Origin of the sequence: Shewanella sp. Arc9-LZ (assembly GCF_010092445.1) — a bacterium.
Classification (GTDB): domain Bacteria; phylum Pseudomonadota; class Gammaproteobacteria; order Enterobacterales; family Shewanellaceae; genus Shewanella.
Window position 1 is genome coordinate 23,179 of the sequence record NZ_CP048031.1, and the last position, 13,821, is coordinate 36,999.

At 42.7% G+C, this 13,821-nt stretch carries 15 protein-coding genes; 8 read left to right on the top strand and 7 right to left on the bottom strand.

Annotated elements, in window-relative coordinates:
• Positions 1-86 precede the first annotated feature (86 nt).
• Positions 87-392: a metalloregulator ArsR/SmtB family transcription factor gene (locus GUY17_RS00090; protein ID WP_011635510.1), complete on the bottom strand. Its 306-nt coding sequence runs from the start codon at positions 390-392 to the stop codon at positions 87-89.
• A gap of 198 nt (positions 393-590) precedes the next feature.
• Between GUY17_RS00090 and hemG the strand changes: the two genes are divergently transcribed.
• Positions 591-1,136 (top strand): menaquinone-dependent protoporphyrinogen IX dehydrogenase, encoded by a 546-nt coding sequence (gene hemG, locus GUY17_RS00095; RefSeq protein ID WP_162021963.1) that lies wholly within the window; start codon positions 591-593, stop codon positions 1,134-1,136.
• A gap of 91 nt (positions 1,137-1,227) precedes the next feature.
• On the opposite strand, the gene GUY17_RS00100 is transcribed toward hemG, so the two are convergent.
• From GUY17_RS00100 to def, 5 genes are read right to left on the bottom strand one after another with little or no spacing between them, the layout of a single operon-like run.
• Positions 1,228-2,670, bottom strand: coding sequence for a TrkH family potassium uptake protein (locus GUY17_RS00100; protein WP_162021964.1), 1,443 nt, complete (start codon positions 2,668-2,670; stop codon positions 1,228-1,230).
• A 6-nt stretch (positions 2,671-2,676) separates the two neighbouring features.
• Entirely contained in the window at positions 2,677-4,086 is a 1,410-nt protein-coding gene (trkA, locus tag GUY17_RS00105; protein ID WP_011635513.1) for a Trk system potassium transporter TrkA, read from the bottom strand.
• Between the two features lie 16 nt (positions 4,087-4,102).
• The gene (rsmB, locus tag GUY17_RS00110) at positions 4,103-5,386 is read right to left on the bottom strand and encodes a 16S rRNA (cytosine(967)-C(5))-methyltransferase RsmB (protein ID WP_101087378.1); all 1,284 of its coding nucleotides are present in this window, start codon (positions 5,384-5,386) and stop codon (positions 4,103-4,105) included.
• Between the two features lies 1 nt (position 5,387).
• Complete coding sequence (gene fmt, locus GUY17_RS00115; RefSeq protein WP_162021965.1) at positions 5,388-6,344, bottom strand: methionyl-tRNA formyltransferase; 957 nt, start codon at positions 6,342-6,344, stop codon at positions 5,388-5,390.
• An 8-nt stretch (positions 6,345-6,352) separates the two neighbouring features.
• Positions 6,353-6,865: a peptide deformylase gene (gene def / locus GUY17_RS00120; RefSeq protein ID WP_101087380.1), complete on the bottom strand. Its 513-nt coding sequence runs from the start codon at positions 6,863-6,865 to the stop codon at positions 6,353-6,355.
• Between the two features lie 126 nt (positions 6,866-6,991).
• Between def and GUY17_RS00125 the strand changes: the two genes are divergently transcribed.
• From GUY17_RS00125 to hemF, 6 genes are all read left to right on the top strand, one after another.
• Positions 6,992-8,098 carry a LysM peptidoglycan-binding domain-containing protein gene (locus GUY17_RS00125; protein ID WP_162021966.1) on the top strand — a complete coding sequence of 369 codons (1,107 nt, stop codon included), beginning with the start codon at positions 6,992-6,994 and terminating at the stop codon, positions 8,096-8,098.
• 83 nt (positions 8,099-8,181) lie between these two features.
• Positions 8,182-9,198 carry a DNA-processing protein DprA gene (dprA, locus tag GUY17_RS00130; RefSeq protein ID WP_162024244.1) on the top strand — a complete coding sequence of 339 codons (1,017 nt, stop codon included), beginning with the start codon at positions 8,182-8,184 and terminating at the stop codon, positions 9,196-9,198.
• A gap of 2 nt (positions 9,199-9,200) precedes the next feature.
• Positions 9,201-9,674, top strand: coding sequence for a DUF494 family protein (locus GUY17_RS00135; RefSeq protein WP_011635519.1), 474 nt, complete (start codon positions 9,201-9,203; stop codon positions 9,672-9,674).
• Positions 9,675-9,733: 59 nt separating this feature from the next.
• Positions 9,734-10,297, top strand: coding sequence for a type I DNA topoisomerase (locus GUY17_RS00140; RefSeq protein ID WP_162021967.1), 564 nt, complete (start codon positions 9,734-9,736; stop codon positions 10,295-10,297).
• Between the two features lie 25 nt (positions 10,298-10,322).
• Positions 10,323-10,889: an L-threonylcarbamoyladenylate synthase gene (locus GUY17_RS00145; RefSeq protein ID WP_059746088.1), complete on the top strand. Its 567-nt coding sequence runs from the start codon at positions 10,323-10,325 to the stop codon at positions 10,887-10,889.
• 4 nt (positions 10,890-10,893) lie between these two features.
• Positions 10,894-11,826, top strand: coding sequence for an oxygen-dependent coproporphyrinogen oxidase (gene hemF / locus GUY17_RS00150; RefSeq protein WP_011635522.1), 933 nt, complete (start codon positions 10,894-10,896; stop codon positions 11,824-11,826).
• Here the strand turns inward: hemF and GUY17_RS00155 are convergent.
• Positions 11,823-12,257, bottom strand: coding sequence for a group II truncated hemoglobin (locus GUY17_RS00155; RefSeq protein ID WP_162021968.1), 435 nt, complete (start codon positions 12,255-12,257; stop codon positions 11,823-11,825). The genes hemF and GUY17_RS00155 overlap by 4 nt on opposite strands.
• A 171-nt stretch (positions 12,258-12,428) precedes the next feature.
• Here GUY17_RS00155 and GUY17_RS00160 point away from each other — a divergent pair, with 171 nt between their 5' ends.
• Positions 12,429-13,811, top strand: coding sequence for an amidohydrolase (locus tag GUY17_RS00160; RefSeq protein WP_162021969.1), 1,383 nt, complete (start codon positions 12,429-12,431; stop codon positions 13,809-13,811).
• The last annotated feature ends 10 nt before the right edge of the window (positions 13,812-13,821 follow it).

Here is a 13,821-nt window from a genome sequence, read left to right on the forward strand (position 1 = left end):
CATTTATTCTCAGTGTGACTTAAGCGCCTATGATGTTTAAATCCTATGTTGTTTAGTCACAGTTGTTGCTTAGCCATAATAGCTGTTTAGGCACAATAGCGTCGATGTAGTATCGAGATCACTTCGGTGACTTGCTCATTTTTAAGCGTGTAGTAAACCACTTGTGAGCTCTTACGAGTGTTGACCAAATCTTGGGTGCGCAGTACCGCTAAATGCTGTGACAAAGCTGATTGGCTCAAAGGCACAGTCTCATTTAGCTCTGTGACACTTAGTTCTTGTTCTAACAATAAACATAAAATCATTAAGCGGTAAGGATTCGCAATGGCTTTTAGCCATTGTGCTGCCGTTTCTGCATTATTAAGCATGGTTGCGACATCGATATCTTGCTTCATGAGTGTCCTTATATAACCTTAAATTACGATCTGGTTGGATTTTGCTGTGTTTTGTTCATTATCATACTTCCGCATCATGGAGATCTCAATTTTAACTATTAAATATATGAGCTATTTCTAATTTGTGATCATTGCAGAGGTTTAAAAAGGCTTTTTTTGCCAAACTGAGGCAAATAATCCAACAATGAGAATCGCAAAATGGCCAATATTTTAGTGTTATATTATTCCCGAGGTGGCCATACTGCACATATTAGCCGTGCAATAGCAGAACAAATTCAATCTAAAGGCGATCATTGTGATGTGGTTAATCTTCAAGATAAAGCGCCAATTGAATGGTCTAAATACCAAGCTGTTGCGTTAGGGGCTTGTGTATTATATGGCTCGTATCATAAATCGGTGTTTGAGTTTGTGCGTGAAAATCAGCAGCATTTATCGCAACTGCCAAACAGTTTTTTTTGCGTCAACGTTGTGGCTCGTAATCCTGAAAAACGCATTCCTGAAAACAATAAATATCTACAGAAGTTTTTAACTTTATCTGAGTGGCAACCGCAAGATGTGAAAATTATTGCCGGTAAAGTCGATTACCCTTCTTGGCCTTGGTATGACAGCTTGATGATCCGCCTTATCATGAAAATGACCGATGGCCCCACCGACCCAACAGCCATTATTGATTATACCGATTGGAATGATGTGAAGGTTTATGCTGATCATATTGCCAAGTTAGCGGCAGTCGTACCTGCGTAGTGATTATACCCAACAGATGGTTAACTAAGGCTCATCAGTGACAGGTTAACCATCAACCCAGCCGCATCTTAAGACGATAATCCAACCTATATTAAAAACGCCAAAATTTAGGGTGAAACAACACTGCGACTGTCAGTATTTCTAAACGCCCTAATAACATTCCTATTGCCAAAGCCCACTTAGCGACGTCAGGAAGTGGGGCAAAGTTTCCTGCAGGACCAATAATAGGACCAAGGCCTGGTCCTACGTTTGCCACTGCGGTTATTGCTCCGGTAAAGCTGGTCATTGGATCTAATCCGGTTAGTACAAGTGTGAGCGACAGTAATAATATCACCACTATCATCAGCATAAAAAAAGCCATTATTGAACGGACAATGTCATCTTGAATGCGGTGGCCATTGTATTTGTCTTTAAACACGCCATTGGGATGGAATTGCTGTTTAATCTGCTGACGCATAATTGAGAATGCGATTTGAAAACGAAATATTTTTATACCACCAGACGTTGACCCAGAACAGCTACCAATAAACATTAAAAACAGAAATACGACACTGGCGACAGAGCCCCACGATTGATAATCTGTTAGACCGTAACCGGTTGTGGTGATGACAGAAATAACATTGAAGCTAGCAAGTCTTAATGCATCTAAAAAGTCTATTTGCTGATGTTGCCACAGCCAAAAGGCTAATGAGAATGACACCAGTAACACAAAGCGTAAAAAGCCTATCACTTGTTGATCATTCCATAAGCGTAAGCTGCGTTGTTGTATGGTTTGAACAAACATTAGTAACGGTAGTCCACCCGCTAACATAAACACAATACCAACCCAATGTGCCTCGTGTGAAAAGGCCGCCATTGAGCTGTCTGAAGTGGAATATCCACCTGTTGATAATGTGGTCATGGCATGGTTGATAGCCTCAAACCAATGCATGCCCGCAAGGTGATAGGACAATGTGCACAATAGTGTTAAGACTACATAAATCAGGAATAAATGTTTGGCCATGTGCTGGGTGCGAGGAATCGTTTTGTCGCTCCAGTCTGATGATTCAGTTCTAAATAAGCGCATTCCCCCCACGTTCAAAAATGGCAGGATTGCTACTGCCATCACAATGAAACCAATGCCGCCAAGCCATTGCAATAATGAACGCCAGACTAAAATGCTATGGTCCATATTGTCTAATCCGGATAACACCGTTGAACCGGTGGTGGTTATGCCTGACATGGTTTCAAAAAAAGCGTCGGTATAATTAATACCGTGATAAAGCGTGAAGGGCAGCGCGGCGAATAAGCTCACGACAAACCAAGTGATACTGGTCAGCATAAACATATCGCGAATATTAAGACTAAAATGATGGTTGCGACCATTTTGAATGCACAAAATAGCAATAAAGCCGGTAAATAAACCGGACATCATAAAGTCACCAATGGTTTCTTCGCCATAAAATAGCGCAAAAGCCATTGGAACTAACATAAATCCTGTCAGTATTGAGAGAAAAATACCGAGGATAAAAATGATTTGTTTGACGTTAAACATAGAAAATTAAAAGAAAAAAGCACTTGGTTGAAACAGTTTCTCTACGTCACCGATGAACTTCTTATTCACTAAGAATAAAATAACATGGTCACCCTGTTCGATTACCGTTTTATCGTGGCCCATTAACACTTCATCATTACGTACAATGGCGCCAATAGTCGTGCCTGGCGGGAGTTTAATGTTGCCAATCTGTTTACCGACAACTTTTGACGTGCTTGAGTCGCCATGGGCAATCGCTTCAATAGCTTCTGCTGCACCACGGCGTAATGAGTAAACATTACATATATCACCTTGGCGAATATGAGTCAGTAACGCCGAAATAGTGGCTTGCTGCGGAGATATGGCAATATCAATGTTAGCTTCTTGCACAATATCAACATAGGCTTCACGCTGAATAAGTACCATGACCTTTTTCGCCCCCATGCGTTTGGCAAGCAGGGCAGACATAATATTGGCTTCGTCATCATTGGTGACAGCGATAAACACATCGGTTTGATCGATGTTTTCTTCCAACAATAATTCTTGGTCTGAAGCATCGCCACAAAACACAGTGGTTTTTTCCAGTTTTTCTGAAAGTAACTCCGCGCGCTCTTGACGGTGTTCAATTAACTTAACCGAATGAGTACGTTGCAACTTTTGCGCAAGACCAAAACCAATATTACCGCCACCCGCAATCATGATATTGCGGTACGAATTATCCAGTTTTTGCATCTCACTCATTACTGCACGAATATGACGACTATCGGCAACGAAAAACACCTCATCATCGGCTTCAATAATGGTCGTGCCGCGCGGCATGATAGGCCGGCCTTGCCTAAAAATAGCGGCAACGCGGGTATCAATATTGGGCATGTGCTCACGTAATGTGGCTAATGCGTTACCCACTAATGGGCCGCCATAATAAGCTTTAACCGCAACGAGGCTTAGTTTACCTTTAGCAAATTCAAGTACTTGGAGTGCACCTGGGTATTCTACTAATCTTTGTATGTAAGCGGTCACTAACTGCTCTGGTGCAATCAGCTCATCAATAATAAAACCGCCGCGAGGCTTAGCGTCACCGCTTTTAATTTCACTATTGATAAACAGTTTATCTTGCAGTTCTAAATAAGCTTCTGAGCGAATACGAGCAATTTTTGTTGGTGTACCAAATAAGCTGTAAGCAATTTGACAAGCTGCCATGTTACATTCATCGCTATTGGTTACCGCAATGAGCATGTCAGCATCTTCTGCACCCGCTTCTTTTAATACACTCGGATGAGCGCCATGACCGACAACAACTCGTAGGTCAAACTTGTCTTGTAATAGCCTTAGCCGAGCGCGATCACTGTCGACGAGTGTGATGTCGTTATTTTCACCGACTAAGTTTTCAGCTAACGTGCCGCCTACTTGCCCAGCCCCTAAAATAATAATTTTCATGGCTTGAGGTACATCCTTAAATTGCTTTAACTAGGCGCGCGTAATAGAAGCCGTCCATGTTGTCTTGCCCAGGCAAAATTTGCCAACCGATATCACTGATATGAGCTTGTTGCTCTATCGGTACTAAACTCGCATCGGGTGTCCGTGCTAGAAACTGTTCAACTTGTTGGCTGTTTTCCTGCGGTAAAATAGAACAGGTTGCATATAATAAGGTGCCACCCGGTTTAAGCCATTGCCAACAATGATCCAATATTTGTTTTTGTAAGTTGGCTAACTCTTCAATATCGCTATTTTTACGTAACCATTTTATGTCTGGGTGACGGCGAATGACCCCAGTTGCAGAACAAGGCGCATCAAGCAAGATTCGATCAAATTGTTGCCCTTGCCACCATGATGGAATATCTGCCGCATCGCCGTGAATAAGTTGCGCTTTTAAATGCAACCTGTCCAGATTTTGTTGTACTCGAGCAAGGCGTTTTTGATCAAAGTCGACAGCGACTAAGTTGATAGTGGGAGCAAGCTCTAGTAAATGGCAACTTTTTCCGCCAGGAGCGGCGCAAGCGTCTAAAACGAGTTCATCTGCTGCAGGAGCAAGTAAGGTAGCAGCCCATTGCGCCGCGCCATCTTGCACCGATGCAGCTCCTTCCATAAAGTTGGGTAATGCTGCGACATCTTTTGCGCTTTCGAGCAATATAGCATCTTGACTTGAACCGGCTTGGGCTGGAATATCGTGTTGAGCTAGTGCCGCTAAATAAGCATCACATGTCTGTGATTGCTGATTATTGCGTAGCCACATTGGCGGACGCTGGTGGCTCTGCTCAATAATGTCTTGCCAGTTATCTGGATACGCTTGTTGTAAACGCTTAATAAACCAAGCTGGAGTATTAAAACGTAGCGTGTCTGAGTCAGTATTTAATGCACTGTCTTGGCGCTGAATATTACGCAATACGCCATTGACCACTTTCACCAAACCATCAAAACGTAATTGTCTGCAAGCTTCTGCCGTTTCTGAGATCGCCGCATGCGCTGGAATACGAGTAAAGTAGAGTTGATAACAACCTACGATCAGCAATTGATGCAATATACGCTGTTTACCTTTAAACGGTTTTGCTAAGCAGTCACTCACGCACTTGTCTAGTTGTGGTAATTGACGCATAACGCCGTAACATAATTCAGCTAATAGGGCTTTGTCTTTGCCATTTTGTAAGTGTTGCTGTTGATCGGGTAGAGCCACCGATAACGAAATGCCTTTTTCAAGGACTTCATAAATCGCTTTAGCTGCCAGTGCGCGAACATTCATGCTAGTTAGCCTCTTGGTTTAAACACACACCTGCGGTAAACCAATCACCACGAGCATTAAGAATGTCGGCCACATCAAGCGGCTTTTTGTTGGGCAGTTGCATGGTTTTAATCATTAACTTGCCGTCTGCGGTAGCAATTTCAATACCTTGCTTAGTCGCTGCAATAATGGTTCCTGGCGCTTGCGAGCAGAATTCTGCGCTGTAATCTGCTTGCCACACTTTAATCACGCTTTGTTGGTGTTCAAAATAACTTACTGGCCATGGATTGAAGGCGCGAATGTCTTGCCACAACTGTTTTGCGCTTTTATTCCAATCAAGACGAGCCTCTTCTTTGGACAATTTTTCAGCGTAGTTAGCCAGAGTTTCATCTTGCTTTTGTGCTTTGAGGCTACCATCACTTAAACCAATCAGTGCTTGTACTAGGGCTTTTGGCCCTTGTTCTGCCAGCTTTTCATAAAGGCTAGCCGAGGTATCCGTAGCCTCTATCGGTAAGTGCGTTTTGAGCAGCATGTCGCCAGTATCTAGGCCTATATCCATCTGCATAATGGTGACACCGGTTTCGGTATCACCGGCCCATAAAGCGCGCTGTATTGGGGCCGCTCCACGCCAGCGAGGTAAAATTGAACCGTGCACATTGATACAACCTAAACGTGGGGTATCAAGCACTACCTTTGGCAAAATCAACCCGTAAGCCACAACAATCATAATATCTGCATTAAGAGCTGCTAATGCCGCTTGTGCCTCTTCATTACGTAATGATGCAGGCTGAAATACCGGAATAGCATGCTCTAAAGCCAACGCTTTTACTGGGCTTGCGGTGAGTTTCTTACCTCGACCAGCAGGCCTATCGGGTTGAGTATAAGTCGCAATCACATCGTGTTCAGAGTCGATGAGTGCTTGTAAGTGTCGAGCTGCGAAATCCGGAGTACCGGCAAAGATAATTTTTAACGGTTTCAAATTTTTTCCTATGCTTCTCTAGCATCTAAACGAGCTTCTTTTTCAAGCTTAGTTTTAATGCGTTGACGTTTTAGAGGCGATAAATAATCGACAAATAGCTTACCTTTAAGGTGATCCATTTCGTGTTGAATACAAATAGCAAACAACTCATCAGCTTCAACAGTAAACTCTTTACCGTGACGATCTAGCGCTTTTAAGGTGACAAATTCTGCACGGTCAACTTTGGCGTAAATACCGGGTACCGATAGGCAACCTTCTTCATTAGCCAAGTCACCACTGCTAGCCACTATTTGAGGATTAATAAAAATAGTTGGCCGTTCAACTTCATCTTGTAGATCCATCACAATCAATTGTTGATGAAAATCCACTTGAGTAGCAGCTAAACCGATACCTTTCTCTAGGTACATGGTTTCGAGCATGTTATCTATTTGTGTCTGTAATTGTGGACCGAAATCCGTTACAGGTTGAGCGATAGTGCGTAAACGTTCATCTGGAAAGCGTAAAACATTAAGTAATGGCATATATAAACTCTTAGCAAGTCTGTCAAATTTCAGCCAGTTAGCTATACTGGCCTTTGCGATTAGGGTAATTTTAATCCTTACAGCCTATCAATAACAGCAAAAAGCTCTAATAAAGAGCTAAACAACATGGACTGCACCATGAAACGCTTACTTTTACTTGTTTTTTTATGTCTAAATTCTTATTGGGTCAATGCTGATACATTAACCTTGAAAGCTGGACATCCAGATACGTATATCGTTAAAAAAGGCGATACTCTATGGGATATTTCTGGTTATTTTTTAAATGACCCATGGCGTTGGCCTAAATTGTGGGGGGAAAACCCACAAATTGCTAACCCACATTTAATTTATCCAGGGGATCGACTGACATTAGTCTTTATTGATGGTCAGCCCCGTTTGGTTGTTAAGCAGCACATTAAAAAGAGTCCAGAAGGGCGGATGATATCGAAAGATGGTCCTATCCCACCTGTTGACCTTGCGTTGATTAAGCCCTATCTAGTGCAGAACAGAGTTGTTGATCCAACTTGGTTGGCGGGATTACCGATAGTTATGAGTGGTGAAAGCTCATCAATTCATCATGTGGTCAATGACGTTGTCTATGTGAACTCAAAGCTTGAGCAAGGTCTTAAAGTGGCAATTTATCAAACTGGACGTGAGTTTTTTGCTCCAGATAGCGGTGAATTATTAGGCCTAGAACTTATTTTAACCTCTAGTGGACGTGTTATTGAGTCTGGCGATGTCTCGAAAGTTGAATTACTGAGTAGTTTACGTGAAACCAAAGGTGGATTTCATGTTGCACCTGTAGAAGATGAAGCGTTAATGTCGGCTTATTTTATTCCTAAAGCGGCAGATTTAAGCGTTGCTACATCTATTATTGGTACAACAGGTAATATTCGCGAAGCAGGTAAATTAGACGTTGTCTATATAGATCGTGGTGCCAATGATGGCGTTGAGACTGGACATGTTTTTTCAATGTACCGTGATGGCGAAAACATTATTATCGATAATGATGGTAATCCTGTTCGCCCTCTTGACCGTTCATCTTACGATAAAGTGTTGGCGAATTTTTCAGAAGATACCGTGTATAAAATGCCCGATATTTTCCATGGTAATTTGATGGTTTTTAAAGTGTTTGATAAAACCAGTTTAGGGTTGATTATGTTTAATGACCATCCTGTTCGAGTGGGTGATAAATTGACCAAACCAAATCCATTGACGATTAAAGGTGAATAATTTCAGATAAACTGGTCGACTGGCTAGTTGTTTGTGCAGTATCTGGGCTAGGACCTGCTCGGATTCAACAATTGTTAACTCAAATGGACGTTGAAGAGATTCGTCAACGTCTAGAGTTTGAGCCACAGGCCTTACCTTTATCGGCAAGCCTGTTGGCTAAATGCCATATCGACTTTAATAAAGTAGAGCAAGCTCTAACCTGGCTCGATTCGCAGCCTAATCACTACATTGTGACCCTCTCTGATCCACTTTACCCCCCATTACTTGCGCAAATATCAGATCCACCGCAGGTATTATTTATTAAAGGCTCGATAGCATCCCTTTTATTACCGAGTATTGCGATTGTTGGTAGCCGTAATGCCTCTCGAGGCGGCTTAGATATGGCAACAGATCTCGCTGGTCATTTAGCTAATCAAGGTTTTTCGATCACTAGCGGCATGGCGACGGGTATTGATGGTGCAGCCCATAAAGCGACTTTGGCGGTTAATGGAACGACCATGGCAGTGCTGGGCTGTGGAGTAGAGTGTATTTATCCTAAGCGTCATCAACACTTGTATCATGAGATCATTAATACTGGTTGCGTCATCAGTGAATACTGGCCAAGTATAGGGCCTTTTGCTGGTAACTTTCCTCGGCGTAACCGTATTGTCAGCGGTTTAAGCTTAGGTACTGTGGTGGTTGAGGCAAGCCGTAAAAGTGGTTCATTAATAAGTGCTCGGTTGGCAATGGAGCAAAATCGTGAAGTGTTTGCTGTACCTGGATCGGTATTAGGAGGATATAGCCAAGGTTGTCATGATTTAATTAAAAATGGTGCAAAACTTGTCGAGTCTGCTGCCGATATAATAGAAGAATTAGGCTGTTTATCAGATTATCACCTTGAACAATTGCATCTACGGCACCATATACAGGATAATGATATTAGTGATTTGCCATTTCCTCCGCTGTTAGCTAGTGTAGGATATGAAACAACCGCGATAGACTCGGTGGTTGAGGATAGTGGGAAACCGATAGATCTGGTGTTAATACAAATGCTTGAACTTGAGTTACAAGGGTGGGTTGCAGCTGTGCCCGGTGGTTACGTCAGACTAAAGAGGAGTTAGCCATGTTCGATATCCTCATGTATTTATTTGAAAATTATGTTCATAGTGAGATTGAGTTATTAGTTGATGAAGATGAACTCACTAAAGAGTTAACCCGTGCGGGTTTTCATCAAGTTGATATTATCAAAGCACTTTCTTGGTTAGAGCACTTAGCTGATCTACAAGAGAGTGATAAACCGTACTTGTGTAATCATGCACAACATTCATTCCGTATTTATACTAAAGCGGAAATGGCCAAATTAGATGTTGAGTGTCGTGGTTTTTTACTGTTTTTAGAACAGATTCAAGTGCTCAGTGTCGAAACTCGTGAAATGGTTATTGACCGTGTTATGGAGTTAGATGAACCAACATTAGAGTTAGAAGATCTCAAATGGGTGGTATTAATGGTACTATTTAATGTGCCAGGAAATGAGTCAGCCTATGAGCAAATGGAAGATTTAATCTTCGAGCAGCCAGAAGGGCGCTTACACTCATAACAGAAAGGAGGCTTAGCCTCCTTTTTTAGGTCTATAGAATATTACTCATAGAGAAACCCATGTCGAAAATTGATCAGCAGCTATTTACTGTCCACGAACATGCATTGGAGAAAGAGTTTGAACTTTGTCCTGTTTGTGGCGCTGAGTTGTCGGTTAAACACAGTAAACATGGCAGTTTTGTTGGCTGTAATAACTATCCAACCTGCGACTATACCCGTCCGCTAGTGCAACACGAGTCGATCGAAACCCAAATTATTAGCGGTTCTGAGTGCCCTAAATGTGGTAATGAGTTGGCTGTTAAGTCTGGTCGATTTGGTATTTTTATCGGTTGTACGCATTATCCTGAATGTACCCATATTGAAAAGCATGACCACGCCAATGAAGCTGAGCAGATAACTTGCCCATTGTGCAAAAAAGGCCATCTAGAATCTCGAACGAGCCGGTATGGTAAAACTTTTTTTGCATGCAGTGCCTACCCAAAATGTAAGTTTATCGTAAACTATCCTCCCCATAATGAAGCGTGCCCAGACTGTGGCTTCGGAATTTTAGTCGAACGTAAAGGTGCGGCTGGTAGCCGAGTCGAGTGTCCGCAAAAATCCTGTAAATATAAGCGTGCTTTATAGTTTCTATACCATGAAAGGAAATCCAATGTTACAACTGCAGCCATCGGCTGTCGCCACCACCATACAACAAGGTGGCGTGATAGCTTACCCAACAGAAGCTGTATTTGGTTTAGGATGCGATCCTGATAATGACAGTGCTATCGAGAAACTGTTGGCAGTAAAACAGCGTCCTTGGCAAAAAGGCTTAATTTTGGTGGCCAGTTCATTTGAGCAACTATTACCTTATCTTGATATCACTCAGTTAACTGAGCAACAACTGCAGTTTGCTCAATCAAAGTGGCCTGGGCCATTTACATTTGTTATGCCTATTCAGTCACACGTATCAAAATTATTATGCGGCGAGTTTGATTCAATTGCCGTACGGGTATCTGCTCACCCAGTAGTTCGAGAGTTATGCGACACCCTCAATAAACCCTTAGTATCGACAAGTGCCAATTTAGCCGGTGAGCAACCGGTAGTCGATGCACAACATATCATCACTGATTTTAGCGATAAAATTGATGCATTGATTTTAGGTAAGCTGGGCGAACAACGTCAGCCATCAACCATTATCGATGCTCGCAGTGGTCAAATTCTTCGTAATGGAAGCTAATACTATGTCAAACACCTCTTCCCATGTGCCAGACGCACAACAAGTAAAATCGTTTTTGTTGGGATTACAGCAAAATATTTGTCAGCGTTTAGAGCTGCTCGATGGTAAAGCGACGTTTAAAGCAGATTCGTGGGAACGTGAAGAAGGTGGCGGTGGTACGAGTCGAGTATTAACTCAAGGCCAAGTATTTGAGCAAGCCGGCGTTAACTTTTCTCATGTGATGGGCGCCGCTATGCCCGCATCGGCCACGGCACATCGTCCAGAATTAGCTGGCCGAAGTTTTGAAGCTATGGGGGTGTCATTGGTTATTCACCCTAATAATCCGTTTATTCCAACGACTCATGCTAACGTGCGTTTTTTTATCGCCCGTAAAGAAGGTGCCGACCCAGTATGGTGGTTTGGTGGTGGATTTGATTTAACGCCTTACTATCCATTTAAAGAAGATGTCGTTAGCTGGCATCAAACGGCTAAAGATATTTGCGATCCATTTGGTGAAGATGTTTATCCAAAGTATAAAAAATGGTGTGATGAGTACTTCTTCTTACCGCATCGTAATGAAACCCGTGGTGTCGGTGGATTGTTTTTTGATGATCTTAACGAACCTGGTTTTGAGCGAAGCTTTGAGTTTATGCAAGCGGTAGGCAACGGTTTTATTGAAGCTTATGCGCCGATAGTCGAACGCAACAAAGAGTTAGAATATGGCGATGACGAACGCCAGTTCCAGCTTTATCGCCGTGGTCGCTATGTTGAGTTTAACTTGGTCTATGATCGTGGCACTTTATTTGGCCTGCAAACTGGTGGCCGAACGGAATCCATTTTAATGTCGATGCCACCATTGGTTCGCTGGGAATATGCATTCACCCCAGAAGAAGGGACTGCAGAAGCAGAGCTGTATGACATCTACCTAAAGCCACAAGACTGGTTAGCTGCAGTCTAACGATTACGCATATTATCTGCTAGCGCAGAAATAGCCTGAATAATCACTTGCTGATGTTCAGGCTTTTTTATGTTGTTTTGAATGGCTGCACGCATACAGATTAACCATTGATCTCGCATTGATTCATCAATCGCGAAGTGCATGTGTCTGGCACGTAAAGCCGGATGACCATGTTTTTGTTGATACAGTTGCGGACCACCTAACCAACCACTTAAGAACTCATACAGTTTTTGTTCAGACTCTTGCATTGGCGAGTGATGCATCGCTAATAACGCTTGGGTTTCGGGACGTGTTTGCATTTGTTGATAAAAGTCATGGGTAATTGTGCGGATAACCTTGTCGCCACCAATAAGGTCGTAGGCATTTGACTGCGCTGTATCTCTGTCATCAGCGGTTTGCGGCTTAGCGAATAATTTACGTAACCAGTTCATATTGTCAGTGTTTAAGTCAGTGTTTAAGAGTGTCGGGGTTATTATATCTAAATCAAGGTCATGGCAGGATCATTTTTTTGTTAACGTTTTGATACCAATTATTTAACGATTAGGCTGTATTTCGGCAGTTAACTTGGTTAGATTAGTCGCAAAATAAGACAGGAGATCCCAATGGCAAAATTAATGCCTTCTTTGGTTGCTGTGGCGCTATCAACTGCAATTGCAGGTTGTAGTCCAGCAGAACAACAAGACCCTAAAATCACAATCAATGCCAATCCGTATCCAAGTACTTATCAAATACTGCCTAATTCAACCACACTGTTAAAAAATGCCATTGTGTTAACCGGCACTGGTGAACGTATTGATGATGCCGATGTATTAATTAAAGACGGTAAAATTAGCGCAGTTGGTCAACAGCTTTCCGCTGAAGATGCTGTAGTTATCGACGCTAAAGGCAAGTGGATTACCCCTGGTATTATTGATGTGCATTCACACTTAGGGGTTTATCCAAGTCCCAATGCCGAGTCACACAATGACGGTAATGAAATGACCAACCCAGTAACCGCTGAGGTATGGGCAGAGCATAGTGTATGGCCACAAGACCCTGGGTTTAATCGTGCCCGAGAAGGTGGCATCACTACGCTACAAATTTTACCTGGTTCAGCCAACCTGATTGGTGGCCGTGGGGTGACACTCAAAAATGTTCCCGCTACGACCATGCAAGCGATGAAGTTCCCAGCCGCGCCTTATGGATTAAAAATGGCCTGTGGTGAAAATCCTAAATCTTTATATGGCAGCCGTAACGAATTACCTATGACTCGTATGGGTAATATGGCGGGCTACCGTACAGCGTTTATTCAAGCAACAGAATACAAACGTGCTTGGGATAAATATGATGCTGACTATGCCGCAGGTAAGAACCCTGTAGCACCAGAGCGCGACTTAATGAAAGACACGCTAAAAGGTGTGCTTGAAGGTGATATTTTAATTCACAACCATTGTTACAAAGCTGAAGAAATGGCAATGATGATCGACCTAGGTAAGGAGTTCGGTTATCACGCAGGTACATTCCATCATGCGGTAGAAGCTTATAAAATTGCCGATTTACTTGCTGAGAATGGTAACTGTGCTGCTATGTGGCCAGATTGGTGGGGCTTTAAACTCGAAGCATACGACATGGTGCTTGAAAATGTTGCCATGGTCGATGCCGTTAAAAATTCTTGTGCTGTCGTACATTCAGACTCTGGCGTAACCATTCAGCGCCTTAATCAAGAAACGGCAAAAATCATGAATAACGCGAATGCTAACGGCTTTGACTTAAAAGCTGAGCACGTAATTGGTTGGATTACTGCTAATGCGGCAAAATCATTGGGTATTAGCGATAAGACCGGTTCACTCGAAAAGGGTAAAAATGCAGATGTGGTTGTATGGAATACCAACCCGTTTAGCGTATACGCTCAAGCTGATCAGGTATTTATTGATGGTGCAAAAGTGTATGACCGCCAAGACCCTGCCTACCAGGCACAAAGTGACTTTATGTTAGGTCAACAATAAGGATCAAGAC

Excerpts from the sequence above, each read along its gene's own strand:
- GUY17_RS00090 (WP_011635510.1), bottom strand. The coding sequence starts at position 392 with ATGAAGCAAGATATCGATGTCGCAACCATGCTTAATAATGCAGAAACG.
- hemG (WP_162021963.1), top strand. The coding sequence starts at position 591 with ATGGCCAATATTTTAGTGTTATATTATTCCCGAGGTGGCCATACTGCA.
- GUY17_RS00100 (WP_162021964.1), bottom strand. The coding sequence starts at position 2,670 with ATGTTTAACGTCAAACAAATCATTTTTATCCTCGGTATTTTTCTCTCA.
- trkA (WP_011635513.1), bottom strand. The coding sequence starts at position 4,086 with ATGAAAATTATTATTTTAGGGGCTGGGCAAGTAGGCGGCACGTTAGCT.
- rsmB (WP_101087378.1), bottom strand. The coding sequence starts at position 5,386 with ATGAATGTTCGCGCACTGGCAGCTAAAGCGATTTATGAAGTCCTTGAA.
- def (WP_101087380.1), bottom strand. The coding sequence starts at position 6,865 with ATGCCATTACTTAATGTTTTACGCTTTCCAGATGAACGTTTACGCACT.
- GUY17_RS00125 (WP_162021966.1), top strand. The coding sequence starts at position 6,992 with ATGGACTGCACCATGAAACGCTTACTTTTACTTGTTTTTTTATGTCTA.
- dprA (WP_162024244.1), top strand. The coding sequence starts at position 8,182 with ATGGACGTTGAAGAGATTCGTCAACGTCTAGAGTTTGAGCCACAGGCC.
- GUY17_RS00135 (WP_011635519.1), top strand. The coding sequence starts at position 9,201 with ATGTTCGATATCCTCATGTATTTATTTGAAAATTATGTTCATAGTGAG.
- GUY17_RS00140 (WP_162021967.1), top strand. The coding sequence starts at position 9,734 with ATGTCGAAAATTGATCAGCAGCTATTTACTGTCCACGAACATGCATTG.
- GUY17_RS00145 (WP_059746088.1), top strand. The coding sequence starts at position 10,323 with ATGTTACAACTGCAGCCATCGGCTGTCGCCACCACCATACAACAAGGT.
- hemF (WP_011635522.1), top strand. The coding sequence starts at position 10,894 with ATGTCAAACACCTCTTCCCATGTGCCAGACGCACAACAAGTAAAATCG.
- GUY17_RS00155 (WP_162021968.1), bottom strand. The coding sequence starts at position 12,257 with ATGAACTGGTTACGTAAATTATTCGCTAAGCCGCAAACCGCTGATGAC.
- GUY17_RS00160 (WP_162021969.1), top strand. The coding sequence starts at position 12,429 with ATGGCAAAATTAATGCCTTCTTTGGTTGCTGTGGCGCTATCAACTGCA.